This is a genomic window from Actinomadura rugatobispora, from assembly GCF_042656285.1.
Classification (GTDB): domain Bacteria; phylum Actinomycetota; class Actinomycetes; order Streptosporangiales; family Streptosporangiaceae; genus Spirillospora; species Spirillospora rugatobispora.
The window spans coordinates 1-18,238 of record NZ_JBHSON010000012.1 but is presented as its reverse complement, the minus strand read 5'-3'; the positions used below and the strand labels follow the sequence as shown (position 1 = coordinate 18,238).

Here is an 18,238-nt window from a genome sequence, read left to right as displayed (position 1 = left end):
TGAGTGATTCCTCATGCTCGCGATGTGCGGGATGCCGTCACTGCGCGCGCGGAAGGTGCCACGGATCGCGCTGTGGTCACAGGCTTGGACACGCTCGTGGTCGCAGCGTGCATCAGGGTCGACGGAATTCACCGAGGTAGAGTCCGCCACTACCAGCGAGGGGTCCGCTGGCCCGGGGATCGAGCACGAACGCGACACGGCGCCCATCGGGCGCGGGAACCGACTGGTTGGCCTCCCCACCGATATCGCTCACATACGTGAGCCTGCGGATGTTTCGCGAGCGTTCGTAATCCACGACGAAAAGATCGAAGGGCTTGTCCCCGTAGCGCGCGTGACCGCTGACACCCCGGTCAGGGCCGTCGGGGTCGGAGATCCGGTTCGACTCCTCAAGACCGAAACGCTCGTTCGGGAATGAGTGTGCCTCGTTATGGGCAGGGTCCCGCGACAGGTTCGTCACCGCGCCGGTACGCAGGTTCACCTCGTGCATCTCTCCGTTGAGGACGCCGTCGATGTCGTCGATATGGTAGAAGGTGAGCGCCTGATCATTCCTGAGGAAGTTGTAGGGCTCGATCAGGCCCTCGAGCGGAATCTTGATTTCCCGCCGGCTGGTTATCGCGGCATGCGACCCGTCATGTGCAATGGTGCCCGTCCACAACCCTCCGCGGACGCTCCAGGCAGCGAGTCGGAAGCCGCCGTCCGGTGCGGTCGCCGGGTGCCGTACATCATCTCCTCGGGGTGATGCTGGGCGTGGTCGGCGTTCGTCCCGCGGCGACGCGGTGGACCGCGTGATGGCGACTTCTCCCACGGCCTGCACGCCCAGGGGTTGCGGCGGCCGCGAAAGGGACTGTGGCATCCAGTACAGTTCGGTGCTCGCCTGGTCCGGGCCCGCTGTGATGAGGAAGCTTCCGTCGGGCAGGTAATAGATGCGTTCGACCAGCCCCTTGTCGCCCCACTGACATGTGAGGCACCGCTCTTGGCGGGTGCGGAGATCCAGTTCGTGCGCGTGACTCTGCTCGGTGTCGGATTCGGTAAAGGCGATCTTGGTGCCGTCGCGCGACCACACAGGCCGGTCGCCCCAGTCGAGGACGCGGCGTATGTCGAAGGGAGCGCTGAAGTAGTCGATGCGAGGACGCTGCTCGGCGGCCGCCGCGTTGGGCGACAGCGAGCCGAGGATCGACGCACCTGTGATGAGTGTGAGCAGTCGGGTTCGTGGTCGCATTGATCTGCTCCCTTGGCCTGCGACGATGAAGTCGGACTGGATGGGCATCGGTATCCGCTCTTGGCCGCCGCGATCGTCGCGCGCGTTCGTGCCGTCATGCCCGGGGCTTGGCCGCGGCCGGGTTCGCTCAGTGACACCGAGACGGGACGTCGATTCAGGCCTCGGATGTGAGCGTGGTGCTCCATCCGGGGCCGGTGCACCACGGATCATCGGTTCGCAGACCGCCGCCCCTCCTCGGCCGGAAGATCGCCGGGCCGCGGGCGAGCAGCGGCTGGAGGGGGTCGCGACCTTGGAGAGCCACGGCTCTGGGCTCGATACGCGGGCGTGGACGGTGTCGGTTTCCTCTTCGACCCGCCGATGCAATCGGACATCCCCGTTGGCCCAGTCCATCTCCCCTTGCTAGATGGACCGGGGCCACCCCACCGCGGCATGACGCCCCAGGACGGTCCCGGCGGGACCGGAGCCCCATCCCCGACGCTTCGGATGCCGTCATGGCGCGAACTCCGAGGCGAAGTCTTCGACATCGACCAAGTCCTCGAAGCCGAAGACGTATGCCGCTTCGACCAGGTCGGAGAAGTCCAGACCGCCCGCGGCGATGGCCTCGTTAGGGTAGGCCGAGGTCGGATTGAACTCCAACGCCAAGCGCCTGGCCTTGGCCCATACCTTCCCGCTTTCCGGGTCGGCCAGGAGGGCGGGCCACGCCGTGCCGCCGAAGGTCTTGAAGCCCGGTGTCCCGTTGCCGACCTCGTTGCCGTTGGCGATCTTGATGTAGTCGAGGTGGTCCCGCACGTAGGCGAGTGCCGCGGGTGTCGTCAGATACTCGTTGACCTCGCTGTGCTGGACGAGATGCACCCGTGACCTCATATCGACGGCCGGCGCCTTCTCGGCGATGCGCCGGGCCACTGCCGCGGTCACGTCCGACTGGCCCGCTTCCATGATCCACACGTCGCCCCCGCGGCGCAGTGTCTTCAGGGCGTGCTTGGCCAGGAACGCCACCGCGGCAGGCCGGTCGGCGTGCGCATCCGCCCATGCCCTGCCGAACGCGAGATTGAACAGCGAGGTCGCGTCGATGAAGCTGCCCGGGTTGTTGCCGTAGGTGCCGGTCGCGGCGACGTAACGCACACATGCCAGGCGCTCGTCGCGCAGCATGGTCGTCAACCCGGCCGCCGCCAGCAGGTCATCGGTGTCAGGCTTGTTGTCGAAGTTCGCGATCAGGAGGTCCTCGGCCGGGTGGAACCGCCCGACCGGCTCGGCGGTGCGGCAGCCCGCCCCGTTCTTGGACTGCTTCGGGGCCGCGTCATCCGCGTCGCCCCTGGCGCTTGACGCGTCTGCCCCAGAGATCGCGAGGCACAGGAGGCCGGCGAGCGCCACGATGCCCAGGCGCCGGATCGGACGCTTCATGACCGGGGCCGGGAGTAGGGCGGCAGCCGGTCGGGCTCGACCCTCCAGGCGTCCGGCCCGCCGGCCTGCCACGCCTCAAGGTCGAACAGCAGCAGCGCCGAGCCGTCGCCGTGTGCGTCGTTCGCGTCTTTCAACGTGAAGGCGATCCTTCGGCGATCGGGCGATATGACCGGCTGGTTGGCGCCGTAGCCCTTGAAGTCGGTGAAGTGCGTGAGCCGCTGCCAGCGAGCCTCACCGTCCAAGGCCACCCGCCAGATGTCGATGGCGAGCGGGCCGACCTCGCTTCTGGGGTCCCGCTCCACGGCGATCCAGCGGCCGGCCGGATCGATGCCCTCCGCCTCCTCGTACCACGGTGACCGGGAGTGGTTGACGATCTCGCCCGTCACCCGGTCCACGCTCGTGACCTCGGAGCCCTGGTGGCCGTAGGTCGTGAAGAGCAGCTCGCGATCGACACCACGGTGCCCGCGCACGGTGCGGAAGTCCTGGGGCTCCAGCAAGGCGATCGGTCGCGCGACGTCGTTGCGGTCGAGGAGCAGCGTCCGGTCGACCAGGGAGGGGGTGCCCCGGCGGTCGTAACGGATGCGACCGGTGAACAGTTGCGAGGGTGCGTTCAAGATGTCCCTGTCCGGGTCGTCGAAGTCGTAGTCCGAGCGGGCCCAGGCGATGGTGGTCGAGCCACGCGCCCCCGACACGGCGATACCCTCCCAGCACCGTTCGCCCAGGGGCACCGGGGCACTGTGACCGAGCGGCTGCCGCATGAGCCAGATCCGGCCGTCGAATCGTCCGCCGGTCGCTTCGCCCGGGGCGCACAACACCAGGTCACCGTTCGTCAGCGGCGTGGCTCTCAGCACCGGCGGCGCGAAGCTCCCGGTCAGCACCCGGGCCCGGGGCCGCCGACCGTCCGCACGCCCGTGGCCGAGGTCGACCCGGTAGTCCCAGACCTCGCCGCGCTCGTCGATCACATACAGGCTGCGCCCGTCGGGTGCCCACTGGGGCCTCGACGCGTTCATCCCCTCTGGCAGGGGCAACTGGACGATGTGCTCGGGCAGATCGTCCAATGGCGACTCGGGCGGTGTCTCACCGGCTGCGGTCGTACCGGCCACGGCCAGTGCGACCACGAGCAGGCCGCGGCCGATCCGTCGGGTAACTCCGATCACCATTCGCCTCACTTTCGGAAAGGAGCCAGAGGTGAACGGCCGGGCGCTCCGAACCGGACCACCAGGCCAGAAAGAAACCTAGATCCAAATTTTTAAAACGACACTCTCAGGTTTAGGTATGAGCAACCTCACACGTATTGGCGTGGAAGTCAAGGACGATCTCTGGGGCCCGCATAGGGTGCTGGTCCTTCTAGCCGATTTCGCGGGAGACAGCCCAGATATCGACGTATTTGGACGGCTCGTCGAGCAATCACCGGTCGGCGACTCGGCAATCGGGAGCCGCTCGTTGAACAGCTCGACAGACAGGACGACATTGCAGTGTGCACGCCGGGCAGGGCAGCGGTGAAGAAGTCGGTCGCGACGAGTTCAGCGACGGGCCAGACGGCCAATTCTGCCACCGGCCCCTTGCTTCTCAACTAATCAGACAAGCAGGCGCCGTGCCCGTTCCGTCCCCATGTCGGCGCCGCCGCGGGGAGGAACGGACCCACACATGAATCAGTGACCGTGCATCCGCGGCGGCCTCCGATGATCACCGCGTTGGGATCGAGGTCGACGCTCTCGGTGGAGCGCTTGCCGAGGTCGACGATTCTCTCGTCGACCTGTTGCAACTGGCCTTAGCCTGGTTGGCTTCGATGTACTCGATTTTCGGGTAGCGCTCCTTCAGCCCTTTGATGACCATCTTGAGGATCCGCTTTTTCTCGGCGGGTTACCGCCTCTGCTTGATCAGGGACGCGGGCAACACATGTGTTCGCCTCGGCGTTGCTCAGACCCGCATGAGACCGTTGGGTTCGCAAGGTTTTGAACCGCTCGGTGCGCAGCAACCGGCCTTACCGGGCCCGGAAATCGACCTGGACCCGGGCCTGCGAGAGTGATTCTCCAGCCGCTTGCCCCGCGGCCGCCTGCGGCACCGCGGAAGCGACCACCACGGCGGCGCCCACTCCGGAAACCAGCCTCCACTCGTGACGATGTATCGGTCTCTTGAACACCTTGCATCAGCCTCGTTCGTCGTTGCCTGCACGGTGTGACCGGTGGCCACTACGCCGGACGTCCCAATCAGAAGCGGCCTCGAGTACGTGGTGATGTCACCGAAGTCGTGTACTGCTCCAGGCGGGGCGGCCGCCTCGTGATTCCCGGGACAGGCTCGTCCGCTCGTCCCGGATGCTCGACACCAGGCAGGCGAACCGCGGCAGCACCAAGGCGCCCCGCGCGCAGCCGGCCGGTCCGGCGTTCATGCCTTGTCGGTCGGATCGCATCACCCATCCCTGTGATCTGCGACACCAGAGTGAATGTAGAATCGCATTACGGATTTCGCGTGTCAAGAGTTTGATTCTCGCTCAGCGGTAGGCGCATTCACACAGGTGCGTGCTGCCATGTGCGCTGGCAGACACCGGTACGGCAGGCCGTGCACGTCGTTGCTGGACGAACCGGCGGGTAAGGCCGGGCTACTGTGGGGACGTTGGCCCAGCAACGGCCCCAGAACGGCGGGCGGCGATCTTCACGCCCGTCCCCACTTCACCGGCGAAGCTGGAGCGAACCAGCCGGGCGGGTCCCCAGATGACGTAACCGAGATCCGAGTTCTGGTCGGTGGCGAGGATTCCGGGCAGTTCGTTTGCTCGACGCTGCTGAGCGTTCGATCGTTTGAAGGGGAACCCGTCGACCGTCTCCCGCAGAAGGTCGGCGAGCCGCGTGACACACAGGTACTTGCTGAGGAAGAACAGCGACCAGGACGCCTCGTGCCCCTCGGGGGTGCCGTGTAGGCGATGCCGGATGAACGACGCCGCCAGTACCAGCGCGTCGATACGTTCGTGGCTCTCCTCCAGCGGGTTGACCACGCAGCGACCGTCCTCAATGAGGGAGAGGACGGCCGCGATGAACTCGGCCCTGGACGGCGCCGAAGGGGACTGGCTCGCCGCGGCCGCAACCAGCGCCTCGAACTTGGCGCGGCTACGTCCGATCACCACCACTCGGTCTCCTGCTGCGAGGTAGTGGCGCGCCAGGGCGGCGCCCATCCCGTCCGTGCCTCCCGTGACCACGATCGCCCCCACGACGCACTCCCATCATTCCGGAACACAGGTTCCGGGCCGCCGAAGACGCGTTCCGACACCACGGCCTTTCCGTCGACATGCGTGCGGTCGCGGCAGCGGCCGGAGTCGGCATCGGCACGCTCTACCGGCACTTCCCCACCAGGGAAGACCTCGCGCAGGCCATCACCGGGTCCGACCTCGCCGTCACGCACCTCCCCGATCGGGCGTCAGCGATCGCGGACTGCGAGAGTTCTTCACCAGGACGCCGGCTCAACTCACCGCCAACAAGGCCATGATCGACCTACTCGCGGGCGGATCCCCTGCGACGCGGATCTTGAGCGATGCCTTGCCCATCTGAGAACCGTCGGCCGCGGAGCCATCGAGCGATCCGCCACCGACCGCACCCTCGCTCCGGACGTCACCGCATACCAGTTGCTCGGCCTCATCCGGATCGTGCAGCTCATCTCCGAACCGGCGCCGGGCACGATTGAGCATCAGGTCGAACTCGCGCTGCGAGGGTTGGCCGCCTGATGCTCGCGATCAACGCGCCCGACGCGTCAATCCCTCATCGCTGGCCTCACGAACGTCCGCCCCCGCAACAGCAGGGTGTCCGGGTGAAGTGGCGCACCGCCGATGGCCGGTCCGGCAACTGCGTGGACGGCAAGGGCATCAAGAAGTGCAGCAAGGACTTCCCCGAGAAGAGGACGGAGAGATCGGCGACACCAGCGGCCGGCAGGCCGGCAAGAGATGACCGGGTGCCGTTCACGGATGTGCCGTAAGCGGCAAGTCCGGTGCCTTCGCACGGGTCATGCCCCTTGCGCGACGTCCTGCCACCGGGCGGGCTCGGGTCCGCGCAGTGCGTGCTGGTCGGCTGAGCTGTGGGCGTTGACCATCGTGTTGATGAGGTCGGCTGTGCCAGAAGGTGGCGGAGAGGCGAACGCGTCGGCGGCCTCGACCGACCCAGTGGGCCCGAGGGGGCAGGAGTTCGCATGCGGTGAGGTCGTCGGTGAGCACACCCTCGGGCCCGGTCACCGGGAACGGGGTCGCACGCCCCGGCGGTCGCCGTCGTCCGTCAGGACCGCCGCTCTGCGGAGGTCTGCGCGTCCGACCGTAGCCATGGCGACACATCCGCCTCCAGCCCGATCCGTCCGTCGGCGGTCTGCGGCAACGGCAGCGTGGACGACGACTGCCGGAACAGCGCAACATCCGGACGCCCACTGTTCGATCCGTCGTACAAAGCTCCGTGACCAGGGAGCCAACGCAGGATCTACCAAGGATCTCACCGGCCCGTCGGAGCACAACAGCGCGTCGGCCAGCTCGAACAGCGCATCCGGTGCTTCAGCAGCACCCATGATCGTGCGAAGGCCGCTACGTTGTCTGGAGGTCGTCTATGCGAGACGGTCCAGCAGTTGGGCCTCGGCGGCTTGGGCTCCGCGCCCGGTGTCGGCCCACACTTCGATGGTGCAGGTGGACCTGCCAGAGGCGGGGAACAGACGGCCCACCGTGGTGGACAAGAAGGCTCGATACCCCTCACCCTCCCACCACCACTGCGTCAGCCCCGACCCCTCCGCCAAGAGCCGGAGCCCTGTGGCGCGCTTCCGGATGTGCTCGGCATCCGGCAGGCTGAGCGGCTCGGAGCGCTTCCAGGCTCGACTGGCGGACTCTTCGTGTAGTGCGGCGTCCTCAATGAGGACATCGGGGTGGCCGAATACCTTGACCACACCATCCGGTGTCCATCCTGGGCCGCTCACCGTATAGGCGACGGACCCATCGATTCTGAGCAGGATTGACCAGGGGATCGAAGTCGTGTGCTCGATCAGGTCGATCCACGGCTCGTCATCGGCCCCGCCGAAGTCAGGCCGAGGCTCGAAACTCATTCGTTCGCCGAAATGCACGGCAGGGTTGTAGAAGGCCAGCCCGCCGTAACGCTGCTGTGTCTCGCGCAACAACCGCAACGCCCGATCGTCTGCGATCCCGTGGCGCTCTCGCAGTTGGGACCGGAGAACCTCGTCATCAACCGAGGCGTCGAACGGCTCGCGGAGAGCCCAGGAGCTCAAGAACTGCCGCGCTCGTGGAGTCAAGCTGCCCAGGTCATCGAGTATGTGCTGTATCTCGCCATCCTGTCACGATCACGCAGCCCGAGCACACCGCAGCGGAGGTTGAACAACGAACCTGGAATCTGTCCGGCAAGCTCGCCCGCTGCACCGAGGCGCCTGTGATGGCCGTCGACGCTGTCGGGCCCGCGGCCGGTCCGGCCAGCGCCGACTCGAAGCGGTACAAGAACTCACTGTCGGTGGCGGCTGGGGCGTCCAGGTGAAGTGGCGCACCGCCGATGGCCGGTCCGGCAACAGCGTGGACGGCAACGGCTCCGGCGAAGGCGTCAAGAAGTGCAACCAGGACTCCCGCCGAGTACTCGGCCCTGAAGCGCGGGGCTTGTTGACTCGGCCAGGACGTGGTTCACGCTCCCGACTGCCCCTTACGGCGGGACGGTCACGGGTCGCATCCACCCGCCCCGGCTATGACGGGGCGGGTTCGGGCGTGCGCGGGCAGCGCTGAGCGATGTACCAGCACGAGCGGCGGCACACATTGGCTGCGGGCTTTGTAGGTGATGAACACAGCGAGCCGGCGGAACGGCCAGAAAGACAAGCGCGCTCGCTGGTCGCGAGGAACCGGAACCCGTTCGCCTATCCCACTCAGCCCCTCGAGTACGATCCGGCGCCCGGTGCGTGCCGCGACGGCGACGACGTGCCACCGCGCGGGCTCGGATCCGCGCACGGCGTGCTTGGTCGGCCGAGTTGTGGGCGTTGACCACCGTGTTGATGAGGTCGGCTGTGCCGGAAGGTGGCGGTGGCGAACACGGTCGGCGGCCTCGACCGACCCGGGGCACGGGCAGGAGTCAGCGGGCGGTGAGTTCGTCGGTGAGCACGCCCTCGGACCCGGTCGCTGTCGTCCGTCAGGGCCGCCGCCCGCTCACGCCGTCCCGAACAGGATCGATCCGACCTCGAATTCGGGGGTGAAGTTCGTGTCGACGCCGGGGCCCACTACGGCATGGACGACCCCGTCACAGCTGACGCCGGAGTACAGGTGGGCGGTGTAGACGGCGGAGTGGTTCCACGCAGAGCCGGCGTGGAACGGCTGCGCCAGGGGCGTGCATCCCCCGCCCGTACCGGGTTTCACGTTCTTTACCGGCAGGGTGTGGGACTGGCCGCCGAACAGGTCGACGCTGTCGCCCGCCAGGGCGTGAGCAGCGGTGGCGGGAACGCCGACCAGGGCGGCCGCCAAGAGGACCGGAGCGAGAAGCTTGATCATGGGAACTCTCTTCGAACAGACGGGCTGCACCACCAACCTAAGCGAAGAGTAGTAGCTCGACTACATGCCGTGAGGATACGGTTTTGTTCACTGGTCTCGGCAGCATGACGGACCAAGCGCCTTGACGCGTGGCTGTCCCCCAGCGACGTCGCGGCATACTGGCTCGGCTACGCGGCGTCGGTGTCAGTGCCCCGCACGATGTATAGAGATCGTCACCGAACACGGCCGAGATCTGGATCTGTCCGCCCAGGGCCTCCACGTAGCAAGCGTTCGATCTGGGAGACCCGGCTCTTGGTCACGCCCATCCGATCCCGCGACAGCCCGAGACTCTTGCGCCGCTCAGCGAGCCGATGCTCATCGATATATGCCTGATTCCGCTGACGGGCCCGGGCGACACCCTCCTCACCCCCGGCTCCGGCCACGACCTCGGCACGCACGTCGCTCCACTTGGGGAAACTCGTCATAGCCGCCCTCCTCAGCCTCTCGTTCCTTTACCCATCCCTGAGCGACCCCGCCGTCCTGCGGCCAGAGCCCACAGGGCCGCCGAACGCGGCGCGGAGCTCATCCAGGTTGAGGATGTCAGCCGGCCAGTGACTGGAAGCGTTCACCAGGCCGCCACGTCAGTTCCAGCGGGACCCCCTCGTGGGCGAGGTCCTGGTCCAGCAGCCCGGTCCAGGACGGGCGCCACCGCGACGCACGGGACGCCATCTCCGCACGCAGCCCGGTCAGGTGGACCCTGAACCCGTCCCACCAGACGGGCAGATGGTCGTAGGCGCGGTCGGCGGTGAACCCGTCGGCGGTGACCGCGACACGGGCGTGCGTCCACCGGCCACGCTCTGGGTCGGCCTCCCGCTCCCGCCACGCGTCCAGCAGCGCGGACAGCTCGGCATCGGCCATCTTTCCCCATCCGATGCCGAGCTTGTAGTTGTGACCGGGTCGGTCGGTGCCCGTGTAGGCGACCTCGATGGAGGTCTCGCCCAGGTTCGCGCGCACCCACGCGGCGACCTCGTCGGGGTCGGCGGAGGGCGCTGGACGGTCCAGCTCGAACGAGTTGCGCATCGCCTTCGCGATCGCCCCTTCCACCTGTTCCAAGTCCATGATGTGCACGCGCCGCACGGCGGGCTCGCCGGTCCCGGCGGCGAGCTCCGGCCGCGAGGCCCCAGGCGTCACGCCGAGCCGCCGCGCCAGATCCAGGACCTCCGCGACCGGCGCCGTGAGGTCGGGCGGCTGCAGGGCCTCTTCCAGCGGCGCGTACAGGGCCTCGATCACCGCCGTGTCCACGGCGCGGGCCGCCACTGCCGCCATCAGGTCGTCGTAGGCATCGCGCGCCGCGTCCGGGTCCTCCGAGCCATCGGCGTAGCCTTCGAAGGACTCCTCGCCGCCGGAGTCGGGGACGCCGTCCATGTCGCCGGGGTACTCGGCCCGCGCCCAGGTCTCCCCGTCCCACCAGTGAACCCACGAGACCAGCTGGATCTCCTTCTGGGCGGCGTGGACATAGTCCCAGGGAAACCAGCCCGGCGCCCCCGCGAGCAGGTCCACGGGCGGGAGTCGGCGGCGGGCGGTGCTGTAGTCGAGGTCGAAGCCGTAGGTGACGGCCCGGCCGCCGTCGACCCACGCGATGCCCCAGGTCCCGCTGCCGAACTCCACGCGGCGCAGGCCGCCCCCGTCCTCCTCGAACGTGATGATCGGCTCACTCGGGAGAGCGGCGCCCAGCAGCGCATGCCCCGCGGCCTCGTTCCACAGTTCGTCCGGATGGTCCGGCTGCACGGCGGCTCCTCATCGAGCATGAATGGTCCGCAGATACCGACGCCCGCGCCGCGCGGCCAGTTCCTGGTAGAGCGATCTGGGGCCGCCGACCGCGCCATGATCGTCCACCCGTGTGTGTTGGATCCCACCGGAATCCATCGTGGCCGTCTCAGCTTGCAACAGCCCTTCCCAGCGGACGCGGATATCCCCGAGGTGACCTGGTGACCACGGGGCCTGGGCCAGAGGTCACTCGGTGGTCGGCCTAGGCAGGTTGAGGGCGGCTCGCATTCCGGCGGCGGCGAGGACGACGGCGGCCAGCAGGTAGAACGGGCAGAACACCGACACGTAGCCGGTCCCCTGCGACGTCGCGACATACGCGGCGAGCAGTCCTCCCGCGGTCAGCGCCCACATGGCCGCGAAAGCGGCGCGGCGGCCGGGCACGCCGGGGAGCATCAAAGCCACCGCCAGGGCCAGTGGGACCAGGCCCGAACTGGTCAGGTACTCGAACCATGCCGCCGGCAGCGGGGTCGGTCCGTAGCCCGCGACGATCACCGCGGTGTCGGTGTGCGCGATGCCCGTCCCGAGGACGGCGTCGTCCTGTCGTGCGGGCCGAGGGAGCAGGCGTGGCACCGGGTTGAAAAGCACCTGCGGGAACACCGAAACGACGAGGGTGACCAGCCGCCAGGTGAGGGCGGGGCGTTCCCACAGACGCGGCCGGGTCCCGGGCGGGGGCTCCGTCATCGGTCCCTCCCTTTTCGATCTTCAGTGGACGGCCCCCATGCAACCGCACCCCGGTGACATCGGGGACGGTGATCGCCGGAGATGCGGCTGTGGCCGTGAGAGCAGCAATGCCGGTGCGTTGGTCTGAGCGACGGTCGTGGGGGGGGTGATGTCCAGGAGATTCAGCGACGGTGTCGTGTCGCTGGACGGCTGAAGGTCGAGCCGGGGCCGCCCGGCCGATTACGGCCAGGCGGGCCCGTCTCTCAGAGCACCGATGATGTGGGTTCGTCACGGACCTCGGGAGTTTGATCATCGCGGGCGGGGCGTGTGAGGGTGGCCGGATGGGCATCGACGACCTGGCCAGGAGCCCTCGTCCACTGACCGGCCGGACCGCGCTGGTCACGGGGGCGAGCCGCCGCGGCGGCATCGGGTACGCCATCGCCCGCCGGCTGGCGGCGTACGGGGCGGACCTCTTCCTGCACCACTTCCAGCCGCACGACCGCGACCAGGAATGGGGGGCCGATGATCTCGGCGCGGTGCTGGCGGACGTGCGCTCTCACCTCGTCGACGGCGCCCGGCTGGCGGACCTGCACGCCGACCTCGCCGAACCGGGCGCGCCAGAGCGGGTGATCGACGCCGCCGTGGCGGAGTTCGGGCACCTGGACGTGCTGGTCTGCAACCACGCGCTCACCGGCCAGGACGGCCCGCTCGGCGCACTGACCGAAACCGAACTGGACCGGCACTGGGCCGTGGACGCCCGATCGTGCATCCTGCTCGCCCAAGCCTTCGCCGACCGGCACGACGGGCGCCCGGGCGGCTCCGTGGTGTTCATGACCTCCGGCCAGCGCCTCGGCCCGCTCCCCGGCGAGGTCGCCTACGGCGCCGCCAAAGCCGCGCTCGAAGGCATCACCGTGACCCTGGCCGACCAGCTTTCCGACCAGGGGATCAGGCTCAACACGGTCAACCCGGGACCGGTGGACACCGGGTACCTGACCGAGGAGATGTGGGAAACGGTCGCGCCGATGTTCCCGTTCGGCCGCTACGGCGAGCCGGACGACCCGGCGCGCCTGATCACCTGGCTGGTGACCGACGAGGCGCGCTGGATCACCGGCCAGGTCATCGACTCCGAGGGCGGCTTCGGCCGCTGGCGCCCCCGCGGCCGATGAACATCAGATCGAGCGGCCTGCCGCGAGCAGTGCGGTGACGAGGTTGCGGCCGACTTCGCCGGTCGCGCCGGTGACCAGGATCGTCCTGGTGTCTCCGTTAGGTGTTGGGAGTGCGGGCGGGCGGGTGTGGGGTGACCATGAGGCCGTTGAAGGTCGGCGGATGTCATCCGGTCCAGCCCAGGACCGGGTGCATGGAACGGACGAAGACCGAGGCGGGCGCCATCCGCAGGGCCGCGTCGCGGGCGGCCAGCGGGAGACGGGCCGGGTCGGCCATCGCACCGAGTTGCCGGGAGCGGCGGGCGATCATCTGGGTGCGGGGGCGGCGGGCGCGGTCGTAGGCGCGCAGGGCTTGGACGACCGTGGTGTCGCCGGTACGGGCCGCCTCCAGCGATCGGGCGAGCACCACGGCGTCTTCGAGCGCCTGGCCTGCGCCCTGGCCGAGGTTGGGCGTCATGGCGTGGGCGGCGTCGCCCAGCAGCGCGACCCGGCCGGTCGCGTAGGTGCTCAGATCGGGCAGTTCGTAGGTGTCGTGCTGGAGCACCGCGTCGGGCTCCACCGACTCCAGCAGGGCGGGGATGGGGTTGTGCCGGCCGGCAAACCGGCGCCGCAGGTCGGCGAGGCCGCCGGTGCTGTTCGGCGGGGCGGTGACCATGGCGTAGCAGTAGATCCGTCCGTCTGCCAGCGGGGCGTAGCCGAACCGGTCGCCCTGCCCCCAGCTCTCCACGCTGCCCTCGACGGGATAGGCGGCGGTGATCATCCGGAAGGTGGTGTAGCCGGCGTAGCGGGGTGCGGGAGCGTCCGGCCACAGCGAGCGCCGGGTGATGCTGTGCAGGCCGTCGGCGCCCACCACCACATCGGGGGTGCTGGTTCCGCCGCTGTGCACCACGGTGCCGTCCGGGCGAACCTGACGGACCTGGACGCCGGGTCGCAGCGTCTGGGGCGGCAGTGCCCGGTGCAGCAGGGCGAGCAGGTCGGCGCGGTGCAGCGTCGCCCACGTGCCGTAGCGGCGGGTGAGCCGGGCGACGTCGTTGCGGATCAGCCAGGTGCCGTCGGCGCGCCGGGTGCCGACGGGGGCGTCGGTCACGGCCTGGGCGCGGACCTGGTCGCCCAGTTCGAGCGCGTCCAGTGCGCGCAGCGCGTTGGGCTGGATCGACAGGCCGGCACCGATCTCGGTGAACTCGGCCGCCTGCTCCAGCACCTGTACCCGCCAGCCAGACCGGTGCAGGGCGATCGCGGCGGCGAGTCCGCCGATTCCGCCTCCGATGATGAGCGCTTGCATCTGTTTCCTTTCGGTCGGGAAGTGTCGTTCGCCGGGGAACGCCGTGCCGGCCGTCGCGCGGCGCTCTTCGCGGGTCAGTGCAGGCCGCGCTTGCCGACGGCCCAGAACGGCTTGACCTTGATCGAGCGGCGGTCCCAGCCGCGCTCGCGGACCAGGTGGTCGCGGATCTGCTGGCAGGTGCGCGCCTCCCCGGCCAGGTAGGCCGCGCCGTCGCCGGTCGGCACGTCCAGATCGGCCACCGCCGCCAGCAGCGTCGCCGACGCGACCGCCGGCGCGCCATGGCGGTGCACGCGGCGCAGCCGGTGCGGGCCGGGCATCGGCAGGTCGTGCTCGGGCGACTCGCTCTCCAGCACCCCGTACACGCGGGCCGCCGGCTCCAGCGCCCGCAGCATCGGACCGAACGCCGCGCTCGCGGTCTCCTCGCCGGCGAACAGGTGGAACGGCGCCGGACGGGTGTGAAAGTCGCCCTGCGGCCACCAGACCGGCACCCGGTCCCCCACGGCGGCCGCGCGCGCCCACCTCAGCCCGATGCCGTCCCCGTCGTACAGGTGCGCGCGCAGTTCGACCGCGCGCTCGCCCGGATCGAAGTCCCAGATGGTGTAAGTGCGCAGCGTCTCGCCCGGACGCAGCAGCCCCGGCACCGACAGGGGGTCGTTGATCTCGACCCGCACGTGCTGCCCGGGAACGTAGGGGAAGCCGATCGGCTCGTCGGCGACCAGGCGGATCCGCCGCATCGTCGGCGTGACCATCCCGGTGTCGGTGACCGTGGTCTCCAGGCGGTACTTGGCGAACGCGCCGCGCAGCGGCTTGCGGATGCGGTTTCTCATTCTCAGGCCCTCCGTGCGTCGCGCCGGCGGGCTCGGCGGGACATGCCCCACCACACCGCGATCACCAGGACGACGAGCAGAATCCATGTCACGAACAGCTCCTTAGAGGCTCTAGAAGTTTTAGAACCTCTAAGGAAGCATAGAGCCGCTAGGCTGTCAACGTTCCCGAGAAAGGACCGCCATGGCCGCCCCCACCGCCCGCAGGCGTGAGAAGCTCCGCCAGGCGACGCTCGCCGAGATCCGCGAGGCCGCCCGCGAGCTGCTGACCACCCAGGGGCCCGCGGCGGTGACGATCAACGCGGTCGCCCGCCGGATGGGCATGAGCGGACCCGCGCTCTACCACTACTTCGCCTCGCACGACGACCTGGTCGCGGGCGTGACCGCCGACTTCCTGCGCGAGCTCACCACGGCGATGGAGACCGCCCGCGACGACCCCGCCAACGGCACCGCCGCCGAGCGGCTGCTGGCCACCTGCCGCGCCATGCGCCACTGGGCCACCGCCCACCCCGCCGAGTTCGGATGGATCTTCGCCAGCCCCATCCCGGCCGCCGCCTCCGCCCGCCTCCGCCCCGACACCCCCCGCAACCAGGCCGCCCGCGACTTCGAACTGGTCTTCCTCCAGCAGATCGAGGAGCTGTGGACCCGTCAGCGCTTCCCCGTCCCCACGCCCGAAGACCTGGCCCCTTCCGTCCGCGAGCAACTGCGCCTCTACGCCACCTCCCTGGGCCGCGACCTGCCCATCGAAGCACTCCACGTGGCCCTGTCCTGCTGGATCAGGCTGTACGGGCTGCTGTGCATGGAGGTCCTCAACCAGCTCGACTTCGTGTACTCCGACCCTGCCCCCATCTACGAGGAGACCCTCCGCGACCTGGCCGCCATACTCGGTCTCGACTACTCGCCACCCGCCTGAACCGTTCCCACGCTTGCCCGTGACACAGAATCTGTTACGCCCATCTGGCCGGCCTGGGCACCTACGTCCGCCTCTCAGACCTCAGCCAAGGTCACCGCTGACGCCGACCCCACTGACCAGGCCCGCTGCCACTACCCCGTGAACCGCCGTCGCCACTGACCTCGCGAACGCTCTCGCAGCGGCCCCTTTCCGCCCTATTCCGGCCGCTCCCCGGCGAGGTCGCCTACGGCGCCGCCAAAGCCGCGCTCGAAGGCATCACCGTGCCCCTGGCCGACCAGCTGTCCGACCAGCTCAACACGGTCAACCCGGGGCCGGTGAACCTGACCGAGGAGATGTGGGAAATGGTCGCGCCGATGTTCCCCCTTCGGCCGCTACGGCCAGCCGGACGACCCGGCGCGCCTGATCACCTGGCCGGTGACCGACGAGGCGCGCCGGATCACCGGCCAGGTCACCGACTCCGAGGGCGGCTTCGGCCGCCGGCGCCCCCGCAGCCGATGAACATCAGATCCGGCGGGGACGACCGCAGGTCATCGTCTGGCGCGGCGTCGGACACACTGATTCCAGCCCGGCGACCTCCTGCTCGCCGGCACCGATGACAAGGTCACCGCCCCTGGCGCGCCGAACGACACGGCAAGGTGCACGTCGACCAGGCCCGGGCCGGCCGCGCTGCCCAGGCTCAAGGGCCGCCAGATGAGCGTCCAGCGGCTGAGCCCGGACGGTTCGATGCTCGCGGTGGTTCATTCCCCTGCGGACGGCGGCAAGAGCTCCGAGCTGCCGGACTGGCGGCTGGGAACGACGAGCAGCTCACGATCCTGGGTGAGGACGGCCGTTTCCTGGCGCAGGGCAGGACCATATGGCGGACGGGCAGGCCCGCGCCGAGATGGTCGCGGCCGTGTTCGTGGACGGTGGCCGGGGCGAAGATCACCAGGCGGGTTACTGGCCGTGGCGCGTCGAGCGATCACGGAGAGCGGAGCGACGCCGTCCGCTTCGCGTGCCGGTGGTCGATCAGCTCGATCATGGTCCCCGGCGACGGACGCGGTACCTCGTCGTAATGGTGCGGCAATGAGAACAACGGCTCCAGCAGCGGTATCAGGTCAAACGGAAGCTCCGCCGGCGCCAGGTAGGCGTCGTCCAGGCGGTAGGCCACGCGCGTCCCGTGCCGGCTGCTCTCTCCCACCACCTCGAGCGGGGTTTCGAGGTCCTGCCAACCGGCGCGCTGCCGGTAGTGCCGCCCGTCCCGCCACACGTCCGCGACGACCTCCGTGCACAGCGCGGTCACCATCCCCATGCCCCACCTGCGCATGGGGATCTGGCCGCACATCAGGGACGTCATCAACTCCGTGATCGCCGGCCGCCGCCCGGGACACATCGGTTCGACCGGAAGCCCGGGCCCGTCGTCCTCGACCGAGAACGTGTGCGGGCCGTCGACGACGACTCGTACGGTCAGCGGCCCGTACGGCGCCTCCTCGACCAGGGCGTCCTGCACGACAAGGGCAAGCGCCACGCCGGGCAGAGCCGGATTCCCGCGTGCCGTCCCCCCGAAGTACATCTGCGGACGACGGCGGACCGCCTCGAACCCCTCAAGAACCTCGATCTTCGATGCGTCGTACGGCATTCCTGATTTTCCCACGAACCGGCCGCAAGCGACGGCCCGGACGCGATGCCCTGCCCGGTACCAGACGGCGATCCTCGCGCTCGCGTGCTCTCGGGGCGACAGGACGCTCACCAGCCTCAGCGAGGGCAGAACCGTCCTCAACCACGACATCGCAGTACCAGCGGCGGCCTGGCTCGCGCCGAGTCGAAGGGGCACCTTCCCGCCCTCGACCATCACCCCACCTGCCCTGCAACCCCCTGAGCAGCTGAGGCGGCCGGTTCCACCCGGCATTCGAGCGGCTCGTCACGAGGCACGCGCCGCATCCAGGCACGCGTCCGGACGACGGGAGACCGCTCGACCACCGCGGCCGGTCAAGCCGGGTGCGCCGACGCCCCCCTCCGCCGGGGCCCGCACGGTCACCGTCAGCCCGAGGTCGTCGGCCAAGGCGGCGAGGGCCGGAGAGGCTCTACGGCCATGGGCGCCGGGTCGGCGCACCCAGACGCGGGGCACGTGGCCGTCGGCCCGGCTCCGGCATCACCACGGCGCCGTCACCCGCGATCCGCGGCGTGGAGCACCACGGCGACTCCAGGAGGACACGCGTTCGCCGACGAGTCGGCGGCAGCGCGGGCCGCGGCCGCGATCGGCGCGGCGCCCCCGGCAGGCGTGCCGCCGCCCGCACTGGGCCTGGAGGCGGTGCGCGTGCCCGCCCGCACCGCCGCGATCGCTGCTGGCGAGCAGGGCGCCGCCGCCAACTGAACGGCCTCCGCACCCTGTGCGCAGCGTCGCTGGATGAGCGTCGTCCGGCGAACCGGCCTTGATCCCCTGGGGCCGCCGCACGCCGGCGCCCCCGGCGCCGCCCGCACTCCGACCCAAGCCGCGCGGGCCG

General features: G+C 69.5%; 15 protein-coding genes. 4 read left to right on the top strand and 11 right to left on the bottom strand.

What is annotated here, in order from left to right; genetic code table 11:
* Nucleotides 1-112 precede the first annotated feature (112 nt).
* From ACFPZN_RS10710 to ACFPZN_RS10695, 4 genes are all read right to left on the bottom strand, one after another.
* Complete coding sequence (locus ACFPZN_RS10710) at nt 113-1,219, bottom strand: TolB-like translocation protein (RefSeq protein WP_378281702.1); 1,107 nt, start codon at nt 1,217-1,219, stop codon at nt 113-115.
* A 489-nt stretch (nt 1,220-1,708) separates the two neighbouring features.
* The gene (locus tag ACFPZN_RS10705) at nt 1,709-2,620 is read right to left on the bottom strand and encodes a hypothetical protein (RefSeq protein ID WP_378281701.1); all 912 of its coding nucleotides are present in this window, start codon (nt 2,618-2,620) and stop codon (nt 1,709-1,711) included.
* Nucleotides 2,617-3,780 (bottom strand): TolB family protein, encoded by a 1,164-nt coding sequence (locus tag ACFPZN_RS10700; protein WP_378281700.1) that lies wholly within the window; start codon nt 3,778-3,780, stop codon nt 2,617-2,619. The genes ACFPZN_RS10705 and ACFPZN_RS10700 overlap by 4 nt, the downstream gene beginning before the upstream one ends.
* A 1,439-nt stretch (nt 3,781-5,219) precedes the next feature.
* Complete coding sequence (locus tag ACFPZN_RS10695; RefSeq protein WP_378281699.1) at nt 5,220-5,822, bottom strand: SDR family oxidoreductase; 603 nt, start codon at nt 5,820-5,822, stop codon at nt 5,220-5,222.
* An 11-nt stretch (nt 5,823-5,833) separates the two neighbouring features.
* Between ACFPZN_RS10695 and ACFPZN_RS10690 the strand changes: the two genes are divergently transcribed.
* Nucleotides 5,834-6,097, top strand: coding sequence for a TetR family transcriptional regulator (locus tag ACFPZN_RS10690; RefSeq protein WP_378281863.1), 264 nt, complete (start codon nt 5,834-5,836; stop codon nt 6,095-6,097).
* Between the two features lie 1,092 nt (nt 6,098-7,189).
* Here ACFPZN_RS10690 and ACFPZN_RS10685 read toward each other — a convergent pair.
* The 4 genes from ACFPZN_RS10685 to ACFPZN_RS10670 all read right to left on the bottom strand — a co-directional run bounded on the left by ACFPZN_RS10685 (nt 7,190) and on the right by ACFPZN_RS10670 (nt 11,597).
* A complete protein-coding gene (locus tag ACFPZN_RS10685) occupies nt 7,190-7,756 on the bottom strand; it encodes a hypothetical protein (protein ID WP_378281698.1) in 567 nt (188 codons plus the stop codon).
* A gap of 1,015 nt (nt 7,757-8,771) precedes the next feature.
* Nucleotides 8,772-9,110 (bottom strand): hypothetical protein, encoded by a 339-nt coding sequence (locus ACFPZN_RS10680; RefSeq protein ID WP_378281697.1) that lies wholly within the window; start codon nt 9,108-9,110, stop codon nt 8,772-8,774.
* 579 nt (nt 9,111-9,689) lie between these two features.
* Nucleotides 9,690-10,877 (bottom strand): hypothetical protein, encoded by a 1,188-nt coding sequence (locus ACFPZN_RS10675; protein ID WP_378281696.1) that lies wholly within the window; start codon nt 10,875-10,877, stop codon nt 9,690-9,692.
* Between the two features lie 225 nt (nt 10,878-11,102).
* Nucleotides 11,103-11,597, bottom strand: coding sequence for a hypothetical protein (locus ACFPZN_RS10670; RefSeq protein WP_378281695.1), 495 nt, complete (start codon nt 11,595-11,597; stop codon nt 11,103-11,105).
* Between the two features lie 320 nt (nt 11,598-11,917).
* On the opposite strand from ACFPZN_RS10670, the gene ACFPZN_RS10665 reads away from it, so the two are divergent.
* The gene (locus ACFPZN_RS10665) at nt 11,918-12,742 is read left to right on the top strand and encodes an SDR family oxidoreductase (protein WP_378281694.1); all 825 of its coding nucleotides are present in this window, start codon (nt 11,918-11,920) and stop codon (nt 12,740-12,742) included.
* A 163-nt stretch (nt 12,743-12,905) separates the two neighbouring features.
* Here ACFPZN_RS10665 and ACFPZN_RS10660 read toward each other — a convergent pair whose 3' ends face one another.
* Together ACFPZN_RS10660 and ACFPZN_RS10655 are read right to left on the bottom strand one after the other, a co-directional pair.
* On the bottom strand, nt 12,906-14,021 hold the full coding sequence (locus ACFPZN_RS10660) for an FAD-dependent monooxygenase (RefSeq protein ID WP_378281693.1): 1,116 nt from the start codon (nt 14,019-14,021) through the stop codon (nt 12,906-12,908).
* Nucleotides 14,022-14,095: 74 nt separating this feature from the next.
* Nucleotides 14,096-14,848 (bottom strand): siderophore-interacting protein, encoded by a 753-nt coding sequence (locus tag ACFPZN_RS10655; RefSeq protein WP_378281692.1) that lies wholly within the window; start codon nt 14,846-14,848, stop codon nt 14,096-14,098.
* 181 nt (nt 14,849-15,029) lie between these two features.
* On the opposite strand from ACFPZN_RS10655, the gene ACFPZN_RS10650 reads away from it, so the two are divergent.
* Nucleotides 15,030-15,758: a TetR/AcrR family transcriptional regulator gene (locus ACFPZN_RS10650; protein ID WP_378281691.1), complete on the top strand. Its 729-nt coding sequence runs from the start codon at nt 15,030-15,032 to the stop codon at nt 15,756-15,758.
* Nucleotides 15,759-16,716: 958 nt separating this feature from the next.
* On the opposite strand, the gene ACFPZN_RS10645 is transcribed toward ACFPZN_RS10650, so the two are convergent.
* Entirely contained in the window at nt 16,717-17,373 is a 657-nt protein-coding gene (locus ACFPZN_RS10645) for a hypothetical protein (protein ID WP_378281690.1), read from the bottom strand.
* A 453-nt stretch (nt 17,374-17,826) separates the two neighbouring features.
* Between ACFPZN_RS10645 and ACFPZN_RS10640 the strand changes: the two genes are divergently transcribed.
* Nucleotides 17,827-18,108 carry a hypothetical protein gene (locus ACFPZN_RS10640; RefSeq protein ID WP_378281689.1) on the top strand — a complete coding sequence of 94 codons (282 nt, stop codon included), beginning with the start codon at nt 17,827-17,829 and terminating at the stop codon, nt 18,106-18,108.
* The last annotated feature ends 130 nt before the right edge of the window (nt 18,109-18,238 follow it).

Excerpts from the sequence above, each read along its gene's own strand:
- ACFPZN_RS10710 (WP_378281702.1), bottom strand. The coding sequence starts at position 1,219 with ATGCGACCACGAACCCGACTGCTCACACTCATCACAGGTGCGTCGATC.
- ACFPZN_RS10705 (WP_378281701.1), bottom strand. The coding sequence starts at position 2,620 with ATGAAGCGTCCGATCCGGCGCCTGGGCATCGTGGCGCTCGCCGGCCTC.
- ACFPZN_RS10700 (WP_378281700.1), bottom strand. The coding sequence starts at position 3,780 with ATGGTGATCGGAGTTACCCGACGGATCGGCCGCGGCCTGCTCGTGGTC.
- ACFPZN_RS10680 (WP_378281697.1), bottom strand. The coding sequence starts at position 9,110 with ATGATCAAGCTTCTCGCTCCGGTCCTCTTGGCGGCCGCCCTGGTCGGC.
- ACFPZN_RS10670 (WP_378281695.1), bottom strand. The coding sequence starts at position 11,597 with ATGACGGAGCCCCCGCCCGGGACCCGGCCGCGTCTGTGGGAACGCCCC.
- ACFPZN_RS10665 (WP_378281694.1), top strand. The coding sequence starts at position 11,918 with ATGGGCATCGACGACCTGGCCAGGAGCCCTCGTCCACTGACCGGCCGG.
- ACFPZN_RS10660 (WP_378281693.1), bottom strand. The coding sequence starts at position 14,021 with ATGCAAGCGCTCATCATCGGAGGCGGAATCGGCGGACTCGCCGCCGCG.
- ACFPZN_RS10655 (WP_378281692.1), bottom strand. The coding sequence starts at position 14,848 with ATGAGAAACCGCATCCGCAAGCCGCTGCGCGGCGCGTTCGCCAAGTAC.
- ACFPZN_RS10650 (WP_378281691.1), top strand. The coding sequence starts at position 15,030 with ATGGCCGCCCCCACCGCCCGCAGGCGTGAGAAGCTCCGCCAGGCGACG.
- ACFPZN_RS10645 (WP_378281690.1), bottom strand. The coding sequence starts at position 17,373 with ATGCCGTACGACGCATCGAAGATCGAGGTTCTTGAGGGGTTCGAGGCG.
- ACFPZN_RS10640 (WP_378281689.1), top strand. The coding sequence starts at position 17,827 with ATGGGCGCCGGGTCGGCGCACCCAGACGCGGGGCACGTGGCCGTCGGC.